The following is an 18,147-nucleotide window of genomic DNA, read 5'->3' as shown; positions in this document are numbered from 1 at the left end:
ATGAAGTACAAATTCATCTGTGTGCATCTGTGTGCATCTGTGTGCATCTGTGGTTCATTATTTCTTTGTGTACCTTACCCAATTGCAAACCGCTATAACTCTTAAATGAGCTTGTTAAGCAACAGCTTTTTCTTGTACAAGCACGTAAGGCTGTACAATCAGAGTGTTAAACCGCTTTGTACGCTGGGTATTCCACTCTCCCACTTGTGTAGTAGAGGGTTTGGTAAGCAGTGCCTCATCTATCCAGATTTGCACTTTTGAGACGTTATCGCTAGCAATTGCTACCCCTACATCCAGTAAATCCAGTTCTACCGCCACGACAATCACTGCATCTCTTTGTACATGGGGGATTAACCATTCCCACTCCGCCTCATCCAGGTTTTCTATTAATTCCGCTCTTAAATCTGTATTAGTCATTAGTCATGAGTTATTGTCATTAGTTACTATTTTAAACAAATCTAAATCTCTATTCAATATTTTTTCTGATAACGAACGAATAATAACTATTTACTAATAACTATACTTCTGATTTCATTTCATCAATTTCAAATAAAGAAACGAGTACTCCAGCAATAGGAATAGAAATAAAAATTCCCAGCAACCCCGCAACTCTTGCCCCAACGAGCAAAGCAAAGAATACAACCACAGGATTAAGATTGAGAGCACCTTGCATAATTCGAGGTGAAATCAAGTTGTCTTGTATCTGTTGAAGTATGATACAAGCCACCAAGACTTTGAGCGCCATCCAAACGCTTTGTGATAGCACAATGAGTGTAATAACACCAACTCCTAAAGTTGCTCCTATACCAGGAATTATGTCAATAATTCCAACTATAACTGATAAGATCACTGCAAAAGGTACCTTGAGTACCAAGAAAACAAGGAAAGTTGAAGCTGTCAGGAATAAGGTTAATATCAACTGACCCTGAAAAAAACCTAAAAAGTTGCGCTTAATGATCTTTGTAAATCTATCTCTTCGTCGCTGTGGCACTATTTTTATAATAAACTGCCAAAGCTTTTCGCCATCTAGTAACATAAAAAAAGCGACGACTGCAATCAAGATAAAAGTTACAAAATTCGTGATAAAGCTTTGAAAGATGTTTAAACTAGTAACAAGTATAGATATAGCTTGATTTCGTAATTGCTCTTCAAGCGCACTTAAATCTATTTGCAAATTACGATTACGAAAAAACTCCTCAACTCTCTCAATAAGAGGTATTAAAGAGTTTAAAAATGCAGTGACACTATCAATTAATTGTTGTCCTTGAGATAAAACTGTTAAGCCTACAGTAATTGTTAAACCACCAAGAATGAAAATGCTGAACAAAAAAACTACGATAACCGCTATACCGTGAGGTAAAAACCGTCGTAGCCATTGTACAGGATAGCTTAACAAAAAAGCCAAAATTGCAGCAAATGTGAAAATAACAATGACTGATTGAAAGTATTCTAGAAGTAGTACAATTGCCCACCCAGAAGCAACTAAAAGCAAAAAACGGACTAACACCAGATTATTTAGGCGAGTCCAAAAGTTGTTGGCTTCAAAACCGCTCATATACTTTTTAGGGAGAGCTTAATTAGAGTTAATTCTGTCCAGCAAGGGTGGAACAAACATAAAACATAAGTTTGAACCTGAAATTTTAGATTAAAAAGGTAGACGCAAAAAATCTCCTAAAATCGCATGATTTTAAATTGACATAAATTTAGCGGCTCTTGCCACTTCCTTTAAGCATATTTTCTGGCTTTTTCCAATTAGCGTCCCAAATCGTGGAGCGAGTTAATGGCTATTGCACACTTTTGCGTGAGCGCCTCCAATTCCTCTTTATTAGCAGAACTGGGAGCATCAATCAAATTGCCAATCCGCACTGTGATTGGAACTGGACGGGGAGTTATGGAACCTTTTTGCTCGATCGCCTGGGTTCCCCACAAACACACAGGCAAAAGTGGGACTTTTGCTTTAGCAGCAATCAGTGCTGCACCTCGTTTAGGATCTGTAATGCGTCCATCTGGGGTGCGAGTCCCTTGCAAAAAAATACCTACAGCCCATCCGTCATCAAGATACTTCAATGCGGCACGGATAGCAGTGCGATCGCTACTACCTCGACTCACCGGATAAGCACCATACAACTGAATTGCTTTGCTGAAAATCGGGATTTTAAACAGTTCTTCCTTTGCCATATACGCCACTGGACGGCGTACGCAATTAGAAACAAGGGGTGGGTCATAGTTACTTGCATGATTACTTACGACAACCAGTGGTCCCGTTGGCGGGACATTTTCAGCACCATAAATCCGCCCTTTAAAATAAGCGTGGAGTATGGGACTGACCACTGACCACTTAAAGGCTTGGTAGAGTAACAAACTTACATACGGTTCGCGGTTTCGAGACATAGTGAAATGGGGAAGGGGAGTGGGTAGTAGATAGTGGAACAAATAACATCTGTAGAGACGTGCCATGGCACGTCTCTACAACAATCAACAACTAACTAAATAGCTAAATCATCAGCACCGCGGACGTTTTCTAAAATTAAGTCAGGGCATATGCGTTTAATTAAACCAGTTAGCACGTTACCAGGACCAATTTCTACCACTCGCTCAATACCATTTTCTGGGAGTGCTAGTGAAATTTCTCGCCACCGCACTCCCCCAGTCATCTGTTGGATCAAGCGCTGTTTTAACACAGTAGCATCAACACTTGGAAGTGGTTCTACGTTAGATAATACTGGTACAAAAGCTGGCTGAAATTCGATAGATTCTAAAATATCTTGGAATTCAGCGGCTGGTGCTGCCATTAAGGGTGAGTGAAATGCTCCAGAAACGTTTAAGGGAATAGCACGCTTTGCCTTAACTTGGGACATGACGGCTTGTACTGCTTCTGGACTCCCGGAAATGACAACCTGCGCTGGACTGTTGTCGTTTGCTAGCACCACGTCAGGAGTTTCGGCGATGACTTTTTCTAACTCTTGGCGATCAAAGTTCATTAAAGCCGCCATCATACCACCTGCGGCGCAGTCCATCAGTTCGGCACGACGCTTCACCAGACGCAACCCAGCTGACCACTCAAATACCCCTGCCACATAGAGGGCAACGTATTCTCCTAAACTGTGACCTGCAACTAAATTTGGTTTTTCCTTTTCTCGTACGATATCAGCGAGAATGGTTTCTACAACGTATAGACAAGGCTGTGTATAGAGAGTATGCGATAGCTTTTCGGCATTGTTCTGACAGATTTCAATAACAGACCAGCCTAATATGTCCTCAGCTTGGGCAAATTTTTCTTTCGCCGATGGTATATCTAATAAGTCTATTCCCATTCCCTGGGACTGCGAACCTTGTCCGGGAAATACCCATGCGGTTTTAGTCATTAGTCAGTGGTTAGTGGTTAGTGGTTAGTAGTCAGTGGTTAGTAGTTATTTATTTATCACACTGACACCCAACAACTAACAACTATCTATTAACAACTATCTACCTTCCCCATTGGAAGATTGCTGCACCCCAAGTCAGTCCAGCACCAAAGCCAGAGGTGGCAATGATGTCACTCGGCTTGATTTTGCCCTGGCGCACTGATTCATCTAAGGCAAGGGGAATGGAGGCGGCAGAGGTGTTGCCATAGTTGGCGAGATTACTAATAACTTTGTGTTCTGGAATGTTGAGGCGCTCTCGCACAGCGTCAAGAATGCGCTGGTTTGCCTGGTGCAACAATAACCAATCTATTTGCTCCACACTTAGGTTGGCGCGAAACAAAGCTTTGTCAATAACTTCTGGCACTTTTTGTACAGCAAAGCGGTACACTTCTTTGCCGTTCATAGTGATAGGTTGGAAATTGCCTTTACCAACTTTGACGCCTTGGGTAAGTTCTGTGGGTTCAGGTGTGCAGGCAAGGTTGAGGCAATTGTTTTGAGTTCCATCGCTTCTAAGTTCAAATCCCAGCAAGCAATCCTTCTCATTTGCCTGTATAACCACAGCACCAGCACCATCACCGAACAAGACACAAGTACGTCGGTCTTGCCAATCTACCCAACGAGAGAGAATATCCGCTCCAATGAGCAGTACGTTTTGATACACTCCAGTCCTGATGTATTGGGCAGCAGTGACTAATCCAAAAACAAAACCAGAGCAGGCTGCTGTTAAGTCAAAGGCTACCGCTTTGGTAGCTCCCAATTGAGCTTGAATTTTACAAGCACTGCCAAACAAGTCATCAGGAGTAGAGGTTGCAAGCAGAATCAAATCCACATCGTGTGGGTTGATTCCAGCCATGGCGATCGCTTGCCGACTAGCAGCAGTGGCAAGATCAGTTATGGTTTCGCTTGGTTTTGCCAATCGGCGTTGACGAATTCCCGTTCTTATGGAAATCCACTCGTCTGTTGTCTCAACCAGTTGTGTGAGTGACTGGTTATCTAGGAAGGTTGCTGGTACTGCCGACCCACTTCCTGTGATTGCTATTCCTAAATTTTGCACTCTGGCATCTCCAAAGCTATCAGCTTTTAGTCATTAGTCATTAGTCATTAGTCATTAGTAAAAGACTTTTGACTTTTTACTTTGACTTTTGACTTTGAACAGTTAACTGCTAACCACTCTCGCACTGAGTGCTTTGATATTGGGACTGAATTCTGTCCAGCACTTGATTATCTACAGCTTCTTTTGCTATGCGAATTGCATTAAAAATCGAAGGTGCTTGGGAGCTACCGTGACTAATAATGCAAATTCCGTCTACGCCCAAAAGTAAGCCTCCTCCGTGTTCTGCATGATCCATGCGCTGCTTAATTCGCTTGAGGTTTGGTTTTAAAATTGCTGTACCAATTTGACCGTGCAATCCTTGGGGTAATTCTTCTCGCAAAATCTGCAGAATAACTCCCCCAACCGCCTCGGCAAATTTTAGCAACACATTACCCACAAACCCATCACATACAATCACATCAAAGCGACCAGAAAGGACATCACGTCCTTCAGCATTGCCAATAAATGAAATTTGGGGATTTTCACGCAGCAGTTGGTTAGCGCGGACAGCCGCGTCATTGCCTTTGCTGTCTTCTTCACCGATATTCAACAAACCTACTAATGGTTGTTCAATACCCAAAACATATTGACTGTAAACCGACCCCATGACGGCAAACTGTTCTAAAAACTTAGGACGGCAGTCTACGTTTGCGCCGACATCAAGTATCAGCACTGGCTTATTTGCGACTATCGTGGGGAAAACCGCACCAATTGCGGGACGGTCAATCCCTCGCAGTCGTCCCAGGCGGAGCAAAGCTGCTGCCATAGCTGCCCCAGAGTGACCGGCAGAAACCACAGCATCTGCCTGTTGACGTTTCACCAAATCCATCGCCACGTTGATCGAAGCCTTGGGTTTGCGTCTGATGGCGCTTAAAGGCTCCTCGTCCATTGCGATCGCATCCTCAGCAGGAACGATCTCCACCTGCCCCAGATTTGTGTTTGGCGGCAGTTTCCTTTCTATTTGTTGGGGATCGCCCACCAGTAAGACTTTTACACCCAATTCTTCTCGTGCCCGCAGTGCGCCAGCCACGATTTCACCGGGTGCGTGATCCCCTCCCATTGCGTCAATTGCGATCCGTGCGCAAGTCGATCCCATTGCTCAGAGCTTCTAGAAACCTTACAAATTTTACCAGATGCCTCTGCTGAAAGTCGTAAATGTTCTGATAAAGGCAAAAGCACGAAGTATAAAGTATGAAACATGAAGTCTAAAGTTTTCATCCTTTATCCTTCATCCTTGATGCTTTGTTTCATTCTTTCTTTAGAGGTTCTCACAAGCCCAACATAGCATGAATCACCTCTGTAACTGAGGAGTTAAATCACGGCATGGAGGAGAAAATTTACTTACTTTCACAAAAAAGTGCACTTTTGCCGTACAAAAAGCAGAAGATTGCTTAAAATCAAAAAATTAGCCTGATGGAAGTGCTGACATCAGGAAAATGTTGGATAGACAAAACCGAGTTACTTGAAGACTCAATTGAGAAGGATGAAATATGAACTGAAGGCAAAAGCCTGTAGACAGCGAGACAGGGGCTTCCCAAAGGGTAGCAGGAAGTACGAACTGAAGGCAGAGGAATCAGGTAAGAGGTATAAACTGGTCATCTTTCATCCTGTGTTCTTCATTTTTTTTCCTTTCCCATCATCTATTTTTTACCCTTTGGGAAAATCTAAGTTCTCCTAAAACAGTATAATCACCAAATGACAAAGTTGCTCTTTTGTACCTTAAGGGCAAAAATCTTGGTGCATGCTTTAGAGAAAAGGCAGATGAGAATCTGGAAAACCAGAAAGTGCGAGTCCAGAAATGGCTACTCTGACACGAAATACTAGATTTCGCAACAGTGTAAGATGAAAACCCCTATTTCCAGGTATTTTGAAGTGAGGGTTATGGTTTCTACAAACACTTTATTACACACTCTACTTCCGCAAGGCAAAATCATCTGGTATCAAGGCTCAATGCTTAACAGCATGGAACACTTACATAATAATACAGAAAACAAAGTAGCACCTTCTACAGAGGAATGAAGCATGCTGGAATTGTTTGGTTCAGGTTTGATTTCTATTTGGCTCGAAATGGCTGGGGTAAATGTCAAGCCGATAAATGCTTTGGATATATTGGCTTGGCAAGGTAGCCCTGGCTTGGTTCTTGCCGCCGATCCAAATCCAGTTGGGGCTACTACAGTGCTGGAATATCTCAAGGGACTGCAAACATTGAAATTAGTAGCAGCAAATCAAACCCAAAGCCAGGGAATTTGGATACAGTCAGGACCTATGCTGATGGCTAATCACCAAGGTACAATTCCTCTACCTGCTGCTTCCTTAACCAAAATTGCCACCTCACTTGTTGCTTTAGACAATTTTGGACCAGACCACCAATTTCAAACTTTGGTCAGCGCTACAGGACCATTGCAAAATGGGGTGTTACAAGGCGATTTGGTGATTACTGGCGGTGGTGATCCGTTGTTTGTCTGGGAGGAAGCGATCGCCATTGGGAATAGTCTCAACAAGATGGGCATTAAGCGGATCACAGGAAATTTGGTCATTACTGGCAATTTTGCCATGAATTTTCAACGGCATCCGCTGCTAGCAGGTCAGATGCTCAAGCAAGCATTAAATACTGCCACTTGGTCGCGTGCAGCCGCTTTTCAACACTCGCTCATGCCAAAAGGAACTCCCAAGCCTCAAGTTGTCATTGCAGGGGTAGTGAAAGTCGAGGCTCAAGCCAATCCTCAACAGATGTTGCTCCTGCGTCACTACTCGCTCCCGTTAAAGCAAATCATCAGGGAGATGAACGTTTTCAGTAACAATGAGATGGCTCAGATGCTAGCAGAGGCTGTTGGGGGAGCGCAAGTCGTCCAATTTACAGCTGCTAGGCTTGCAAGGGTACCCCAGTCAGAAATTCAGTTAATCAACGGTTCAGGTTTGGGACAGGAAAATCGCATTTCCCCCAGAGCAGTTTGTGCTATGTTAATGGCAATTCAACAGAAAGCACTTGTTCATGAGTTGACTTTGGCTGACTTATTTCCAGCCTCAGGGTTGGACCATCGGGGAACAATGCACTCCAGACACCTACCTGCTGCCACTATCATGAAAACTGGTACTCTCCGGGATGTCAGTGCTTTAGCAGGAGTGATGCCTACACGCGATCGCGGTTTGGTTTGGTTTGCCATTATTAACCGTGGTACAAACATTTCAGGTTTTCGCGCTGGGCAAGACCAATTGTTGCAACGTCTTTCGCAGCAACTCCAAGTAGCTCAAGGTGTTCCTGCTACCCTTGCTCCCCACATAGCCATCAACACATTACCCCAATTTGGAGCAGATGAGCGTAATGAGATGTTATATGGAGGGTAGTTGTTAGTAGGTAGTTGTTAGTTGTTGACCACTACCCACTAACTATTGACTTTTAACTTTCCGTTCTTGCGGAATAATTTCTGTCACTACCTTATTACCAGAATTGCCACCAGTGACAACAATAGTTTCTCCTTGTAGATTACCAGAAGCTTTTTCACCTGTAAAAGCTAACGGAGGGTCTACTTGGCGATAAACCACATCGCCTTCAGCCTCAACCAATTTTTTGTCAAGATACCATGTTAAGGTCTTCGATCTAAGAGTCTGGCGACGCTGTCCAACACTGTAAACATTGCCTGTTAAATAAATGGTTTTTTGCGCTATCTTCATTTCACCTTGATTAGCACTTACCGTCGTATTTTCAGCGCGATGGAATACCCGCACAGGAGAATTTGTGGTGACAGTTTCTGTGTTTAGGTTCCAACTCATAGAATTACTAGCTATTTGCACTGGTGGGTCTAGTAATTCCATCTGACCATTCTTCGTAACAGTGGCAATTTTTGTTTTCAAGTTGACTTCAGCAGCGTCTCCTTTACCTCGGTCGGTAATTTGGTTATTTTTATAGTGGTCAATCTGGAGGGGGCGATCGCCTATTAATTTTTCCTCTTTTATTCGCCAAATCAAATGCTCAGTTCGCATTTGCAATTGCGGTTCAGAGGAGTTTGCAACCACCCCTCCAGAAAATTCTATGCGCTGTTGACGAGTTGTGACTCGTGCTTCGGTCGCCACCGCTTGTAGTTGTTTATGGGTGCCGTTGAGCTGGTTGCGGACAATGAGCAAATCTTCTTTGGGTCGCCATTCCAATTCATTACCGCGCAACACAACACCATTGCGCGGGTCTGTAGCAATTATCTTTCCTTTGAGAAACAACTGCTTACCATCTTGCTCAATGTCTGCCTTTTGAGCTTGTACTTGATATACGACTTTGCCATCTTGGTAGAGTTCACCATAGGGACTCTCAGCCTCACCAATTTGTTTTTCTTTGGTGTATTTCGCCTGTTTAGCTTTGACTCTCCAAATAGGTCGTCCGACTTCATCAGCCTGTTCCAAGGTGACATCAAAGAAAGTCAAATTATTTTCCTTGTTCAGTGGTGATGGACTCTCAGAAGGAGTTTTGGTGACTACTTGGTTTTTGCTTCCACCACACGCCGCTAACCCAATTGTTAGGCAAAGGGTTAAAAAAAGGAGCCGGGGAGTGAAGGAGTGGGGAAAATTTCTTCTACTTCCCCCCCTCTTTTTTTCCTCCCCTCTCCCCCTCTTCTTTTCTTGCTGCTTCATTACTCTTGAATTTCTAAATGACCGTCACTTTCCCTAGGGTCTTCCAAAAAACCCATACTGGATAATGGTCGATAAGGATAGCTTTGGCGAGGGGTTTTTTGAATATCTTCTTTTATTGCTTCTAAATCAATATAGCGATCGCTAACATTGATTAAACTGTCGCTCGTCATTGAGCGCAAACTCACGACTTCGACCCGCACGCCGCGATAGCTCACCGAATTGACCGCATACGCCAAATCTCCATCGCCGCTCACTAACACCGCTGTATCATATGAATCTACTAAAGCCATCATATCTACCGCAATTTCTACATCCAAGTTGGCTTTTTTTGATCCATCTGGCAACTGTACCAAATCTTTAGCAATGACTCGATACCCGTTGCGTCGCATCCACAACAGAAAACCCTGCTGTTTCTCGTTGGTGCGGTCTACTCCAGTGTAAAAGAAAGCTCGCAGCAGTCTAGAGCCAGCTGTCAATCTGCATAGTAACTTCGTGTAATCAATTTCAATTCCTAGTTGCAGTGCTGCATAAAATAAATTTGAGCCATCAATAAATATTGCAACACGACCCCGATTTTCTAAAACTTGTTCTGGCGTGAATATTGAGTCGTTTTCCAGATTATTCAACATTGTTGTCATACCTCTTTTTTTATCCTTGTAATAATTGATACTTTTTTTCTACTTCTAAAGACAAGGTTAGAGCGGCTTATGATAAGCTTTCAGGACTAATCAATTTAGTCCCGATAAATTCAGACAAAATCCGAAATTGAAATTTCAAACAACTAATCGTTTTTAGGAGGTTCTATTCGCTTAAAAATTGGTCGGGGTTCAGCCAGCTTTTGTTGATTGGTTAGCACCCCCCATTTCCCATGAATGGCAAAAGGAGCAGCTATGGCAGTTTTTATTTGCTCGTTAAAATTTATTTCAAAGCCCAATTGCTGGTAAATATCACTACTGATATCAGGAATCACTGGAGACAAGAGATAAGCTGCTAATCTCACTGATTCAAGTACTGCATATAGAACCTTTTCTACTGCTTGCTGCTGTCCTTGTTTATACAATGACCAAGGAGCTTGTTCATCAATAAACTTATTGCTGGCTTGCACCAGTGAAAGGATAGCTGCACAAGCTTGATTGAAAGCTAACGCTCCATACGCATTTTTCACCTGTTCCTCAAGACGTAAACCAATCGCTTTCAAAGGATGTTCAAAAGGAATATCTTCATTTGTAATTGTCGGCACATTTCCAGCACAGTATTTCTTCACCATGTTTAGAGTTCGATTTAGCAAATTACCTAAATCATTCGCCAAATCTGCATTCAAAACATTAATGAATCTACTTTCATTAAAGTCGCCATCCTTGCCAAATTCGATTTCCTTAAGGAAGTAATAACGAACAGCATCACTACCATAACGTTCTACCAGAATTATGGGATCAAGGGTATTACCCAGACTTTTGCCCATTTTCTGACCATCTTTGGTCAAAAAGCCATGCACAAAGACTCGCTCTGGCAATGAAATGCCCGCTGACATGAGCATTGCAGGCCAGTACACTGTGTGGAAGCGCAGGATATCCTTACCAATGAGGTGCAGGTTTATAGGCCACCATTTTGCTAGGGCATTTTCTAACGTTGGTTCTTCGTCCGGTTCTAGCAAAGCGGTGACATAACCTAAAAGTGCATCGAACCAAACATAAATAGTATGGTTGGGATCGACTGGTACTGGAAAACCCCAGTCCAAGTTCACCCGCGAAATAGAGAAGTCCTGCAACCCTTGATTCACAAAGTTGAGGACTTCATTTCGCCGGCTTTCTGGTTGGATAAAATCCGGTCGAGACTTGTAAAGTGCTTGCAGGTTCTCTTGATATTTAGATAAGCGGAAGAAGTAGTTCTGCTCGTCGCGCCACTCGACTTGTTTGTTTGGATGGAGGGGACAGCGGTGCGCTTCTAACAGTTCTCTTTCTTCTTTGAATTCTTCACAGGAGACACAGTACCAGCCTTTTTGTTGTCCTTGGTAGATGTCCCCTGCTTCCCATACTCTCTGGAAAAATTCTTTAACGATCGCTTCATGACGAGGAGCTGTGGTGCGACTAAAACGATCATATTGAATGTTCAGCAACTTCCACAAAGAAACGAAACTAGGCACAATATCATCACAGTATTCTTGTGGCGATCGCCCTTTACTTTCGGCTGTCCGCTGAATTTTTTGCCCATGCTCATCTGTCCCCGTAATCAGCAGTACCCTATGCCCCAAAAGTTTTTGAAATCGCGCCACCACATCTGCTGCCATTGTTGTATAAGCACTGCCAATATGGGGTAAGTCGTTTACATAATAGAGCGGTGTGGTGAGCGCAAATGTCTTTTCTGTTTTATTCACTTCATTCATGCACAATAAAAAATGAGTTGTTAAAAATGTTTTCTACCTTACTTTTATCAGTAAAACCACGCCATTATATAACATAACTATCATATTTTCAATCAACTCCTTAATACTAGCAAATTTCTCTGGTTTGAGTTTTTTGATGATAAGTATAATTTCAGTTAATGTCTCTAAAAAAACAGGAAGTTCCTGCTAATATTCCACAGAAAATTTGTGATTAGATTTCATATCATTGGAAGACAAACCTCTTTTCCCCAAAGGATTTTAACGATTTTGTTGATATGACATTTCTACCTTAAGGCAGTCGTCCTTCTTGGTTAAGAAATGTAAAAATTTCATCAAGATATGCTGCGAACTTCTCTGAAAATTTATATTGAAAAGACATGAGTGTAAATAGCCCCCTTGAGATTTCTCGCTGGTTACTGGCGGCGCTATCAACAAAAATATTTCGCTACTACGAGGATCGCATTCCTCAAGATGCCAGTGTGTTAGTAGTGAGCAATCACCGCAGCTTTATGGATGCACCAATTTTAATGGCGGTGCTATCGAGTCCAATTCGCTTTGCTTGCCATCACTACATGGGACAAGTCCCAATAATGCGGGAGATTGTCACGGGACAATTGGGCTGTTTTCCCCTAGAGGAGGCAAATCAACAACGCCAGCAAAGCTTTTTTCAGCAGTCACAACTCCTGTTGCAGTCAAAGCAAATAGTAGGAGTCTTTCCCGAAGGAACAAAACCAATGGTGGAATTTACCCAACCGAACCGGGTAGGTGAATTTCAACGAGGTTTTGCCCATTTGGCATTGCGAGCGCAGGTGCAGGACTTAGCAATTTTGCCAATCGCGATAGCGTCCCTTGAAGAAGTTAACACATCTGCCGTACCTTTGAGGCTGTTAAGTTTGTTTGATCCGTCAGAACCTTTATTTAATCAATCAGGTTGGCATCCCTTAGTCACATATCGTCGCGTTGCCGTACTGATTGGTCGCCCATATTGGATTAAACTCTTAGAAAAAGAAAAATATCAAGGGAAAAAAGCCAAAACTGTGGTGACGGAATTGACAAATCATTGTCACTCCGAAATTACTAACTTACTGCGTGAAGGCTGCTATTAAAAACCTTAGTCATTAATCCTTTATCGTTTGTTTTTAAGTTAGCTGATAACTAATGACTAATGACTAATGACTAATGACTAATGACTACTAACTAATGACTAATGACTACTCCAAAAGTTGAGCTTAAGCCGTGTTTCCTAACTCCCAGAAGACTACAGCCAGAGTTTCCACTATTTGTATATTTGCCAGGGATGGATGGAACTGGTCAACTATTGCGATCGCAAACTGCCGGATTAGAAGTTGGCTTTGATGTCCGCTGTTTAGCAATACCACGGGAAGACTTCACCAGTTGGGATGTGTTAGCTAATAACGTATTGGACTTGATCCACGCCGAATTGGAAAAAAGCTCCCAGCGTTCTGTTTACCTGTGTGGAGAGTCGTTTGGAGGTTGTTTGGCGCAGAAAGTGGCGATCAAAGCACCACAGTTATTTAAGCGTATCGTTCTTATTAACTCAGCAAGCGCCTTTAATCTTCGCCCTTTGTTAAGTTTGTCTTCCCAACTGACTTACTTCGTCCCATCCAACCTTTATGACATCGGCGCACTGGGTTTAATGCCATTTCTAGCATCATTGTCCCGCATTTCTAAGAGCGATCGCCATGAACTCCTAAAAACCATGCGTTCCGTACCACCACAAACAGTGCTTTGGCGGATCTCGTTACTGAGAGAGTTTCATGTTGATGATGTGCAGTTACGCCGCCTCACTCAACCCGTTTTGGTTATTGCCGGTGCCAATGACCGACTTTTACCTTCTCTTGATGAAGCAAGACGTTTAGTCAATATCTTTCCTAACTCCAAGATGGTTGTGCTACCTGAGAGCGGACACGCCTGCTTACTAGAAACAGACACTAATCTCTACGAAATTATGAAAGCAAACAATTTTTTAGAAAGTCTTGCTCAAATAGCGAATGAGTTAGAGGTTAGGAGCTAGGCAAAAGGTGAGGGGCACTTGCATTTCATGCAAAATAAAAAATCGCATCCCCTGATGGGGATACAGCATAAACACAGATAAATACAGATAAATATTGGTGTAGTTTACGGCACGGCTTACGCCTACATCAGTGTTTATCTGTGGTTTAATCTCAAAAACCTCAGGGGGCTGCATCCGCTGCTAAAAACACTCGCCCTATTCGATAGCGTTCAGCAACTCATCTGCAAACTTCCTCTTACGACGTACCCTTATAGAAGGAAGCCAAGCAGAGCAAACCTTCGTTACAACCAGAATAGAAAGACTTTCAGAAGGTGCCAATCAATGGCAGATAAACCCCAAAAAGAAAAAGAGGATAAAAAACTCAATAATTCACCTCCTTCCGAAGCACAAGAAGATAAGCCGTCTTTGTTAGAATCCGTTGCCGAAACATTAGGCTGTGTCGTCGGAACAGCAGTAGGTGTAGGAGCAGCGGCTGGTAGCACTGCGGTGGAAGCAGGTAAAGCAGTTGTAGAAACAGCAGCTGAAGTGGGAGAAGCGACGGCAAAACAAACTCACAAGCTTATTGAGCTAGCAACTCATACAGCAGGACAAGTTACAGAACGCCTTGGCGAGAATTGGTTAATCCGCAGGGTAGCTGGCGTGTTAAATCTGAATTGGTTGGTTGGCGCTGCTGACAACGTTGATTTAGAAAAAGCCGCAGCGGCGGTGAAAAAGCTTCAGCAAGAGCATCCGAATGAATCACCCAGCCAAATCGCCCACCGTATCATGGTGGAAAAAGCCACAAAAGCAGGTGGAATTGGTTTTGCAAGTAGCATTTTGCCAGGATTCGCGGCGGCGCTGTTGGCAATTGATTTGGCAGCCACAACGCAATTGCAGTCAGAAATGATTTATCAGATTGCAGCTGCCTATGGGTTAGATTTGAAAGATACTGCCCGTAAAGGTGAAGTTTTGGCGATTTTTGGTTTGGCATTAGGTGGTGGACGCCTCTTGAGAACTGCGGGTTTAGGCTTACTGCGAAACGTGCCTTTTGCCGGTGCGATGATTGGTGCTAGCTCAAATGCAACGATGGTTTACTCGTTAGGATATGCGGCTTGTCGATTTTATGAAGCTAAACTCGATGAATCAAAATCGCTGACATCCGAAGAAACACTGGCGCAATTGAAGCAGGAAAGCGAAAATTATCTGGAAAAAGCTATTGCTCAAGAAGCGGTGATGGATCAAATTTTGGTTCATTTTATCCTTGCCAGCTATCCAGAAAAAACGTGGTCAGAAATTTCGCCACAGTTGCAAGGTTTGAACCTGAGTTCAACTTCCTTGGAAGCAATATCTCAAAATATCGAATCACCTCAGCCTTTGGAGACACTTGTTAATCAACTCAACCGTGATTTCGCTGTACCATTGTTGGCTCAATGTTACAAAATAGCCAGAATCAAAGGTGAAACGACTCCAGCCGCACAAGATATCATTAATACTCTTGCCACCAAGTTTGACCTTGATATTAATTTTATTCGGTCTACTGTTAATGCATCAAGAAACGTTGTCGGCAAGAAGTAATTGAATTTTTCTTGGGCAAGATGCTTAACTAAAAAACCCGGTTTCTTAGAGAAACTGGGTTTTTTGTTGATATTTAAAAACCGGAATAAATAATAAATCTATCTCTGGGTAAATTTATAAAAATTGCCATCAATCTTAAGGTAGATTGTAGCAATATTTTCAAACTTTTTAATTTGGCAAAGCAATGTAGGAAACTATGTCCTGCAACTATCGTATCAGAGCACAAAACCCTAATGCTGGGGTGAAGGTTTATGCCTAACTTCACCGTTACTAGAACCCTTTCACAAGCTGCAAGTGTCTTTGTTATTTTCGTCGGTTGTATCGTGTTGATTGGCTGGATAGTTGACATTGCCCTGCTCAAGAGCGTACTTCCAGGACTCGTGACAATGAAAGCCAATACCGCGATCGCTTTTTTACTGTCTGGGGTGTCACTTTGGCTTTTGTTAAAAACACAGGAGCGCAAAAGGGGAGGTTTCCCCATATCCCCGCGTTTTCATGTCCTTATAGCCCAAAGTTGCGCCATCGCCGTAATGCTTTTTGGACTTCTCACCTTATGTCAATACCTCTTTGGATGGAATATTGGTATTGACGAACTCCTGTTTCGTGACTTACGGAAAGCTGTAGAAACATCTCATCAGGGTCGGATGGGCACAAATACTGCCGGAAATTTTGTGCTCATAGGTGTAGCGCTGTGGCTGTTGGGGCAAAAGACTTACCGCTGTTATTGGCTAGCTCAGGGTTTGACCTTGGTTGTTGCTTTAATTTCTTTGCAAGCATTCATTGGCTATGCCTATGGGGTGAGAAATTTTTACCAGTTCGGAGCTTATACTACCTCCATGGCGTTACATACGGCACTAACGTTTGGGGTGCTTTGTTTGGGAGTATTGTACACCCGTCCCAATCACGGATTCATGCAAACGATTACCAGTGAACTGAATGGCGGTGCAATCGCGCGTCTGTTGATACCAAATGCAATCGTCCTGCCTCTGGCTGTGGGCTGGTTGATTCTTCAAGGACAAAGAGCGAAGCAGTACGACTCCGCTTTTAGTATATCGCTGCTAGTGGTGTCGCTGGATGTGATGTTTTTAGCACTCATTTGGCGGAACGCAACTTTCCTTAATAAGCTAGATAGCAATCGCAAACAAGCAGAAGCTGCACTGCGCCAAAGTGAAGAACGCTATCGATTGCTTGCGGAAAACGTTCCTCAAATGGTTTGGATGACCAACGCTGATGGCTTGGTAGAATACTTCAATCAGCGTTGGCTGGACTACACTGGACTAAAAATCCACGAAACCTTGGGATGGGATTGGCAACAGGTTGTTCATCCTGACGACTTGCCAACAGCTATAGAAAAATGGACAACCGGACTCCAGACAGGAAATCGAGTTGAGGTGCAGTACCGCCTCAGACGAGTTGATGGCGCTTACCGTTGGCACATAGCGCAAGCTTTACCATTACGTGACGAGGGCGGCACAATTATCAAGTGGTTTGGCACCAGCACCGACATTGATGACCAAAAACGGTCAGAACAAGCATTACGGCAGAGCGAAGCACGGCTGCGGCTATTTGTAGAATCAGACATCATTGGTATTCACTTTGGCGATGTGTATGGAGGAGTGAGTGAGGTCAATGATGCCTATCTCCGTATTGTTGGCTATACCCGTAAAGATTTCCAACAAGGTCGAGTGTGCTGGAGAGATATAACGCCACCAGAGTATATCCCGTTGGATGAGGCGGCGATCGCCGAGGCAAAGGAGAAGAGAGTTTGCATTCCTTACGAAAAAGAGTACATCCGTAAAGATGGGACTCGTGTTCCTGTGTTAATTGGCTTTACTTTGATAGGGGAGAAACGGGAAGAGGCGATCGCCTTCATTCTAGATCTAAGCGATCGCAAGCGGGCAGAAGCCGCCCTCATTGAAAGCGAGCAACGCTTCCGTTATGTCACCGATACTGCTCCGATGATGGTTTGGATGTCCGGGAAAGATAAACTATTTAACTACTTCAATAAACCTTGGTTAGATTTTACCGGACGGACGATGGAGCAGGAGCTTGGCAATGGCTGGTTGCAAGGTGTGCATCCCGATGATTTCCTGCGTTGTCTAGAAAGATATACTCATGCATTTGATGCCCGCCAAGATTTCCGAATGGAGTACCGCCTCCAGCGATTTGATGGAGAGTATCGTTGGATTTTAGATATTGGTGTGCCTCGATTCACCCCTGAAGGCGAATTTCTTGGTTATATCGGCTCTTGTATAGACATTGAAAACCGCAAGCAAGCCGAAGCTCAAATTCGACAACTCAACGAAACCCTCGAAGAACGGGTAAAACAGCGGACATCTCAACTAGAAGCTGCCAACAAAGAACTGGAATCCTTTTCCTACTCAGTTTCCCATGACCTGCGGGCACCCTTGCGGCACATCACTGGATTCGTGGACTTGCTGCAAAAACGTCTCGGCTCAACAGCGCTGGATGAAACTAGTCAACGTTACCTCAACATTATTACCGAAGCCACCAAACAAGCAGGTAAATTAATTGATGATTTGTTAACATTCTCCCGTATGGGGCGCACAGAAATGCGTCATACCACCATTGATATGAATCTACTGGTGCGGGAGGTGCAAGGAGATCTCGTACCAGAAACCAAAAACTATCAGGTTTCCTGGCAAATAGAATCCTTGCCTCAGGTACAAGGCGACCCTTCTATGTTGCGGCTAGTTCTTCGCAATTTGCTAGAAAATGCTCTTAAATATAGTAAAACCCGCCCCACAACAGAAATAACTTTAGGCAGTATCAGCAGTGAGCAAGAAGTGGTATTCTTCGTGCGAGATAACGGCATTGGTTTCGATATGAAATATGCTCACAAACTCTTTGGCGTTTTTCAACGGCTGCACAGTGACCCACAATTTGAAGGAACGGGAGTTGGATTGGCAAATGTCCAACGCATTATTCACCGTCATGGTGGACGGGTTTGGGCAGAGAGTGAAATAGACAAGGTCGCGACTTTTTATTTTTCGCTACCAAGGAGATTTGAAGTGAGTAGTGGAGAGTAGAGAGTATA

14 protein-coding genes are annotated in these 18,147 nt (G+C 43.5%); 5 read left to right on the top strand and 9 right to left on the bottom strand.

Going from position 1 to position 18,147, the window contains the following annotated elements; translation table 11 throughout:
- Window positions 1-114: 114 nt before the first annotated feature.
- From MAS10914_RS0109900 to plsX, 6 genes are all read right to left on the bottom strand, one after another.
- The gene (locus tag MAS10914_RS0109900) at window positions 115-417 is read right to left on the bottom strand and encodes a DUF2288 domain-containing protein (RefSeq protein WP_017315774.1); all 303 of its coding nucleotides are present in this window, start codon (window positions 415-417) and stop codon (window positions 115-117) included.
- A 100-nt stretch (window positions 418-517) separates the two neighbouring features.
- The gene (locus MAS10914_RS0109895; RefSeq protein WP_017315773.1) at window positions 518-1,555 is read right to left on the bottom strand and encodes an AI-2E family transporter; all 1,038 of its coding nucleotides are present in this window, start codon (window positions 1,553-1,555) and stop codon (window positions 518-520) included.
- 197 nt (window positions 1,556-1,752) lie between these two features.
- Window positions 1,753-2,391: a lysophospholipid acyltransferase family protein gene (locus MAS10914_RS0109890; RefSeq protein ID WP_017315772.1), complete on the bottom strand. Its 639-nt coding sequence runs from the start codon at window positions 2,389-2,391 to the stop codon at window positions 1,753-1,755.
- Between the two features lie 95 nt (window positions 2,392-2,486).
- Complete coding sequence (gene fabD, locus MAS10914_RS0109885) at window positions 2,487-3,365, bottom strand: ACP S-malonyltransferase (RefSeq protein ID WP_017315771.1); 879 nt, start codon at window positions 3,363-3,365, stop codon at window positions 2,487-2,489.
- Window positions 3,366-3,465: 100 nt separating this feature from the next.
- Window positions 3,466-4,458, bottom strand: a complete 993-nt coding sequence (locus MAS10914_RS0109880; protein ID WP_017315770.1) for a beta-ketoacyl-ACP synthase III — start codon at window positions 4,456-4,458, stop codon at window positions 3,466-3,468.
- A 109-nt stretch (window positions 4,459-4,567) separates the two neighbouring features.
- Complete coding sequence (gene plsX / locus MAS10914_RS0109875) at window positions 4,568-5,593, bottom strand: phosphate acyltransferase PlsX (protein ID WP_026082452.1); 1,026 nt, start codon at window positions 5,591-5,593, stop codon at window positions 4,568-4,570.
- Between the two features lie 926 nt (window positions 5,594-6,519).
- Between plsX and MAS10914_RS0109865 the strand changes: the two genes are divergently transcribed.
- The gene (locus tag MAS10914_RS0109865) at window positions 6,520-7,842 is read left to right on the top strand and encodes a D-alanyl-D-alanine carboxypeptidase (RefSeq protein WP_017315768.1); all 1,323 of its coding nucleotides are present in this window, start codon (window positions 6,520-6,522) and stop codon (window positions 7,840-7,842) included.
- Window positions 7,843-7,884: 42 nt separating this feature from the next.
- On the opposite strand, the gene lptC is transcribed toward MAS10914_RS0109865, so the two are convergent.
- The 3 genes from lptC to metG form a co-directional block, all read right to left on the bottom strand.
- Window positions 7,885-9,117 (bottom strand): LPS export ABC transporter periplasmic protein LptC, encoded by a 1,233-nt coding sequence (lptC, locus tag MAS10914_RS0109860; RefSeq protein ID WP_017315767.1) that lies wholly within the window; start codon window positions 9,115-9,117, stop codon window positions 7,885-7,887.
- Window positions 9,117-9,746 carry a LabA-like NYN domain-containing protein gene (locus MAS10914_RS0109855; RefSeq protein WP_017315766.1) on the bottom strand — a complete coding sequence of 210 codons (630 nt, stop codon included), beginning with the start codon at window positions 9,744-9,746 and terminating at the stop codon, window positions 9,117-9,119. Before MAS10914_RS0109855 ends, lptC begins: the two co-directional genes overlap by 1 nt.
- Window positions 9,747-9,898: 152 nt before the next feature.
- Entirely contained in the window at window positions 9,899-11,500 is a 1,602-nt protein-coding gene (gene metG, locus MAS10914_RS0109850) for a methionine--tRNA ligase (RefSeq protein ID WP_017315765.1), read from the bottom strand.
- A gap of 377 nt (window positions 11,501-11,877) precedes the next feature.
- Here metG and MAS10914_RS0109845 point away from each other — a divergent pair, with 377 nt between their 5' ends.
- The 4 genes from MAS10914_RS0109845 (at window position 11,878) to MAS10914_RS0109830 (ending at window position 18,139) form a co-directional block, all read left to right on the top strand.
- Window positions 11,878-12,606: a lysophospholipid acyltransferase family protein gene (locus MAS10914_RS0109845; protein WP_017315764.1), complete on the top strand. Its 729-nt coding sequence runs from the start codon at window positions 11,878-11,880 to the stop codon at window positions 12,604-12,606.
- Between the two features lie 101 nt (window positions 12,607-12,707).
- The gene (locus tag MAS10914_RS0109840) at window positions 12,708-13,535 is read left to right on the top strand and encodes an alpha/beta fold hydrolase (RefSeq protein ID WP_026082451.1); all 828 of its coding nucleotides are present in this window, start codon (window positions 12,708-12,710) and stop codon (window positions 13,533-13,535) included.
- A 321-nt stretch (window positions 13,536-13,856) separates the two neighbouring features.
- A complete protein-coding gene (locus MAS10914_RS0109835; protein ID WP_017315762.1) occupies window positions 13,857-15,089 on the top strand; it encodes a hypothetical protein in 1,233 nt (410 codons plus the stop codon).
- Between the two features lie 251 nt (window positions 15,090-15,340).
- Complete coding sequence (locus MAS10914_RS0109830) at window positions 15,341-18,139, top strand: PAS domain-containing sensor histidine kinase (protein ID WP_017315761.1); 2,799 nt, start codon at window positions 15,341-15,343, stop codon at window positions 18,137-18,139.
- Window positions 18,140-18,147: the final 8 nt, after the last annotated feature.

The organism is Mastigocladopsis repens PCC 10914 (genome assembly GCF_000315565.1).
In the GTDB taxonomy this organism is placed as follows: Bacteria; Cyanobacteriota; Cyanobacteriia; order Cyanobacteriales; family Nostocaceae; genus Mastigocladopsis; species Mastigocladopsis repens.
This window is presented reverse-complemented; position numbering and strand designations above follow the sequence as displayed.

Bases quoted from the DNA above. Each gene is read 5' to 3' on its own strand.
- MAS10914_RS0109845 (WP_017315764.1), top strand. From the start codon at position 11,878: ATGAGTGTAAATAGCCCCCTTGAGATTTCTCGCTGGTTACTGGCGGCG.
- MAS10914_RS0109890 (WP_017315772.1), bottom strand. From the start codon at position 2,391: ATGTCTCGAAACCGCGAACCGTATGTAAGTTTGTTACTCTACCAAGCC.
- MAS10914_RS0109830 (WP_017315761.1), top strand. From the start codon at position 15,341: ATGCCTAACTTCACCGTTACTAGAACCCTTTCACAAGCTGCAAGTGTC.
- MAS10914_RS0109855 (WP_017315766.1), bottom strand. From the start codon at position 9,746: ATGTTGAATAATCTGGAAAACGACTCAATATTCACGCCAGAACAAGTT.
- fabD (WP_017315771.1), bottom strand. From the start codon at position 3,365: ATGACTAAAACCGCATGGGTATTTCCCGGACAAGGTTCGCAGTCCCAG.
- MAS10914_RS0109835 (WP_017315762.1), top strand. From the start codon at position 13,857: ATGGCAGATAAACCCCAAAAAGAAAAAGAGGATAAAAAACTCAATAAT.
- metG (WP_017315765.1), bottom strand. From the start codon at position 11,500: ATGAATGAAGTGAATAAAACAGAAAAGACATTTGCGCTCACCACACCG.
- lptC (WP_017315767.1), bottom strand. From the start codon at position 9,117: ATGAAGCAGCAAGAAAAGAAGAGGGGGAGAGGGGAGGAAAAAAAGAGG.
- MAS10914_RS0109895 (WP_017315773.1), bottom strand. From the start codon at position 1,555: ATGAGCGGTTTTGAAGCCAACAACTTTTGGACTCGCCTAAATAATCTG.
- MAS10914_RS0109865 (WP_017315768.1), top strand. From the start codon at position 6,520: ATGCTGGAATTGTTTGGTTCAGGTTTGATTTCTATTTGGCTCGAAATG.
- plsX (WP_026082452.1), bottom strand. From the start codon at position 5,593: ATGGGATCGACTTGCGCACGGATCGCAATTGACGCAATGGGAGGGGAT.
- MAS10914_RS0109840 (WP_026082451.1), top strand. From the start codon at position 12,708: ATGACTACTCCAAAAGTTGAGCTTAAGCCGTGTTTCCTAACTCCCAGA.
- MAS10914_RS0109900 (WP_017315774.1), bottom strand. From the start codon at position 417: ATGACTAATACAGATTTAAGAGCGGAATTAATAGAAAACCTGGATGAG.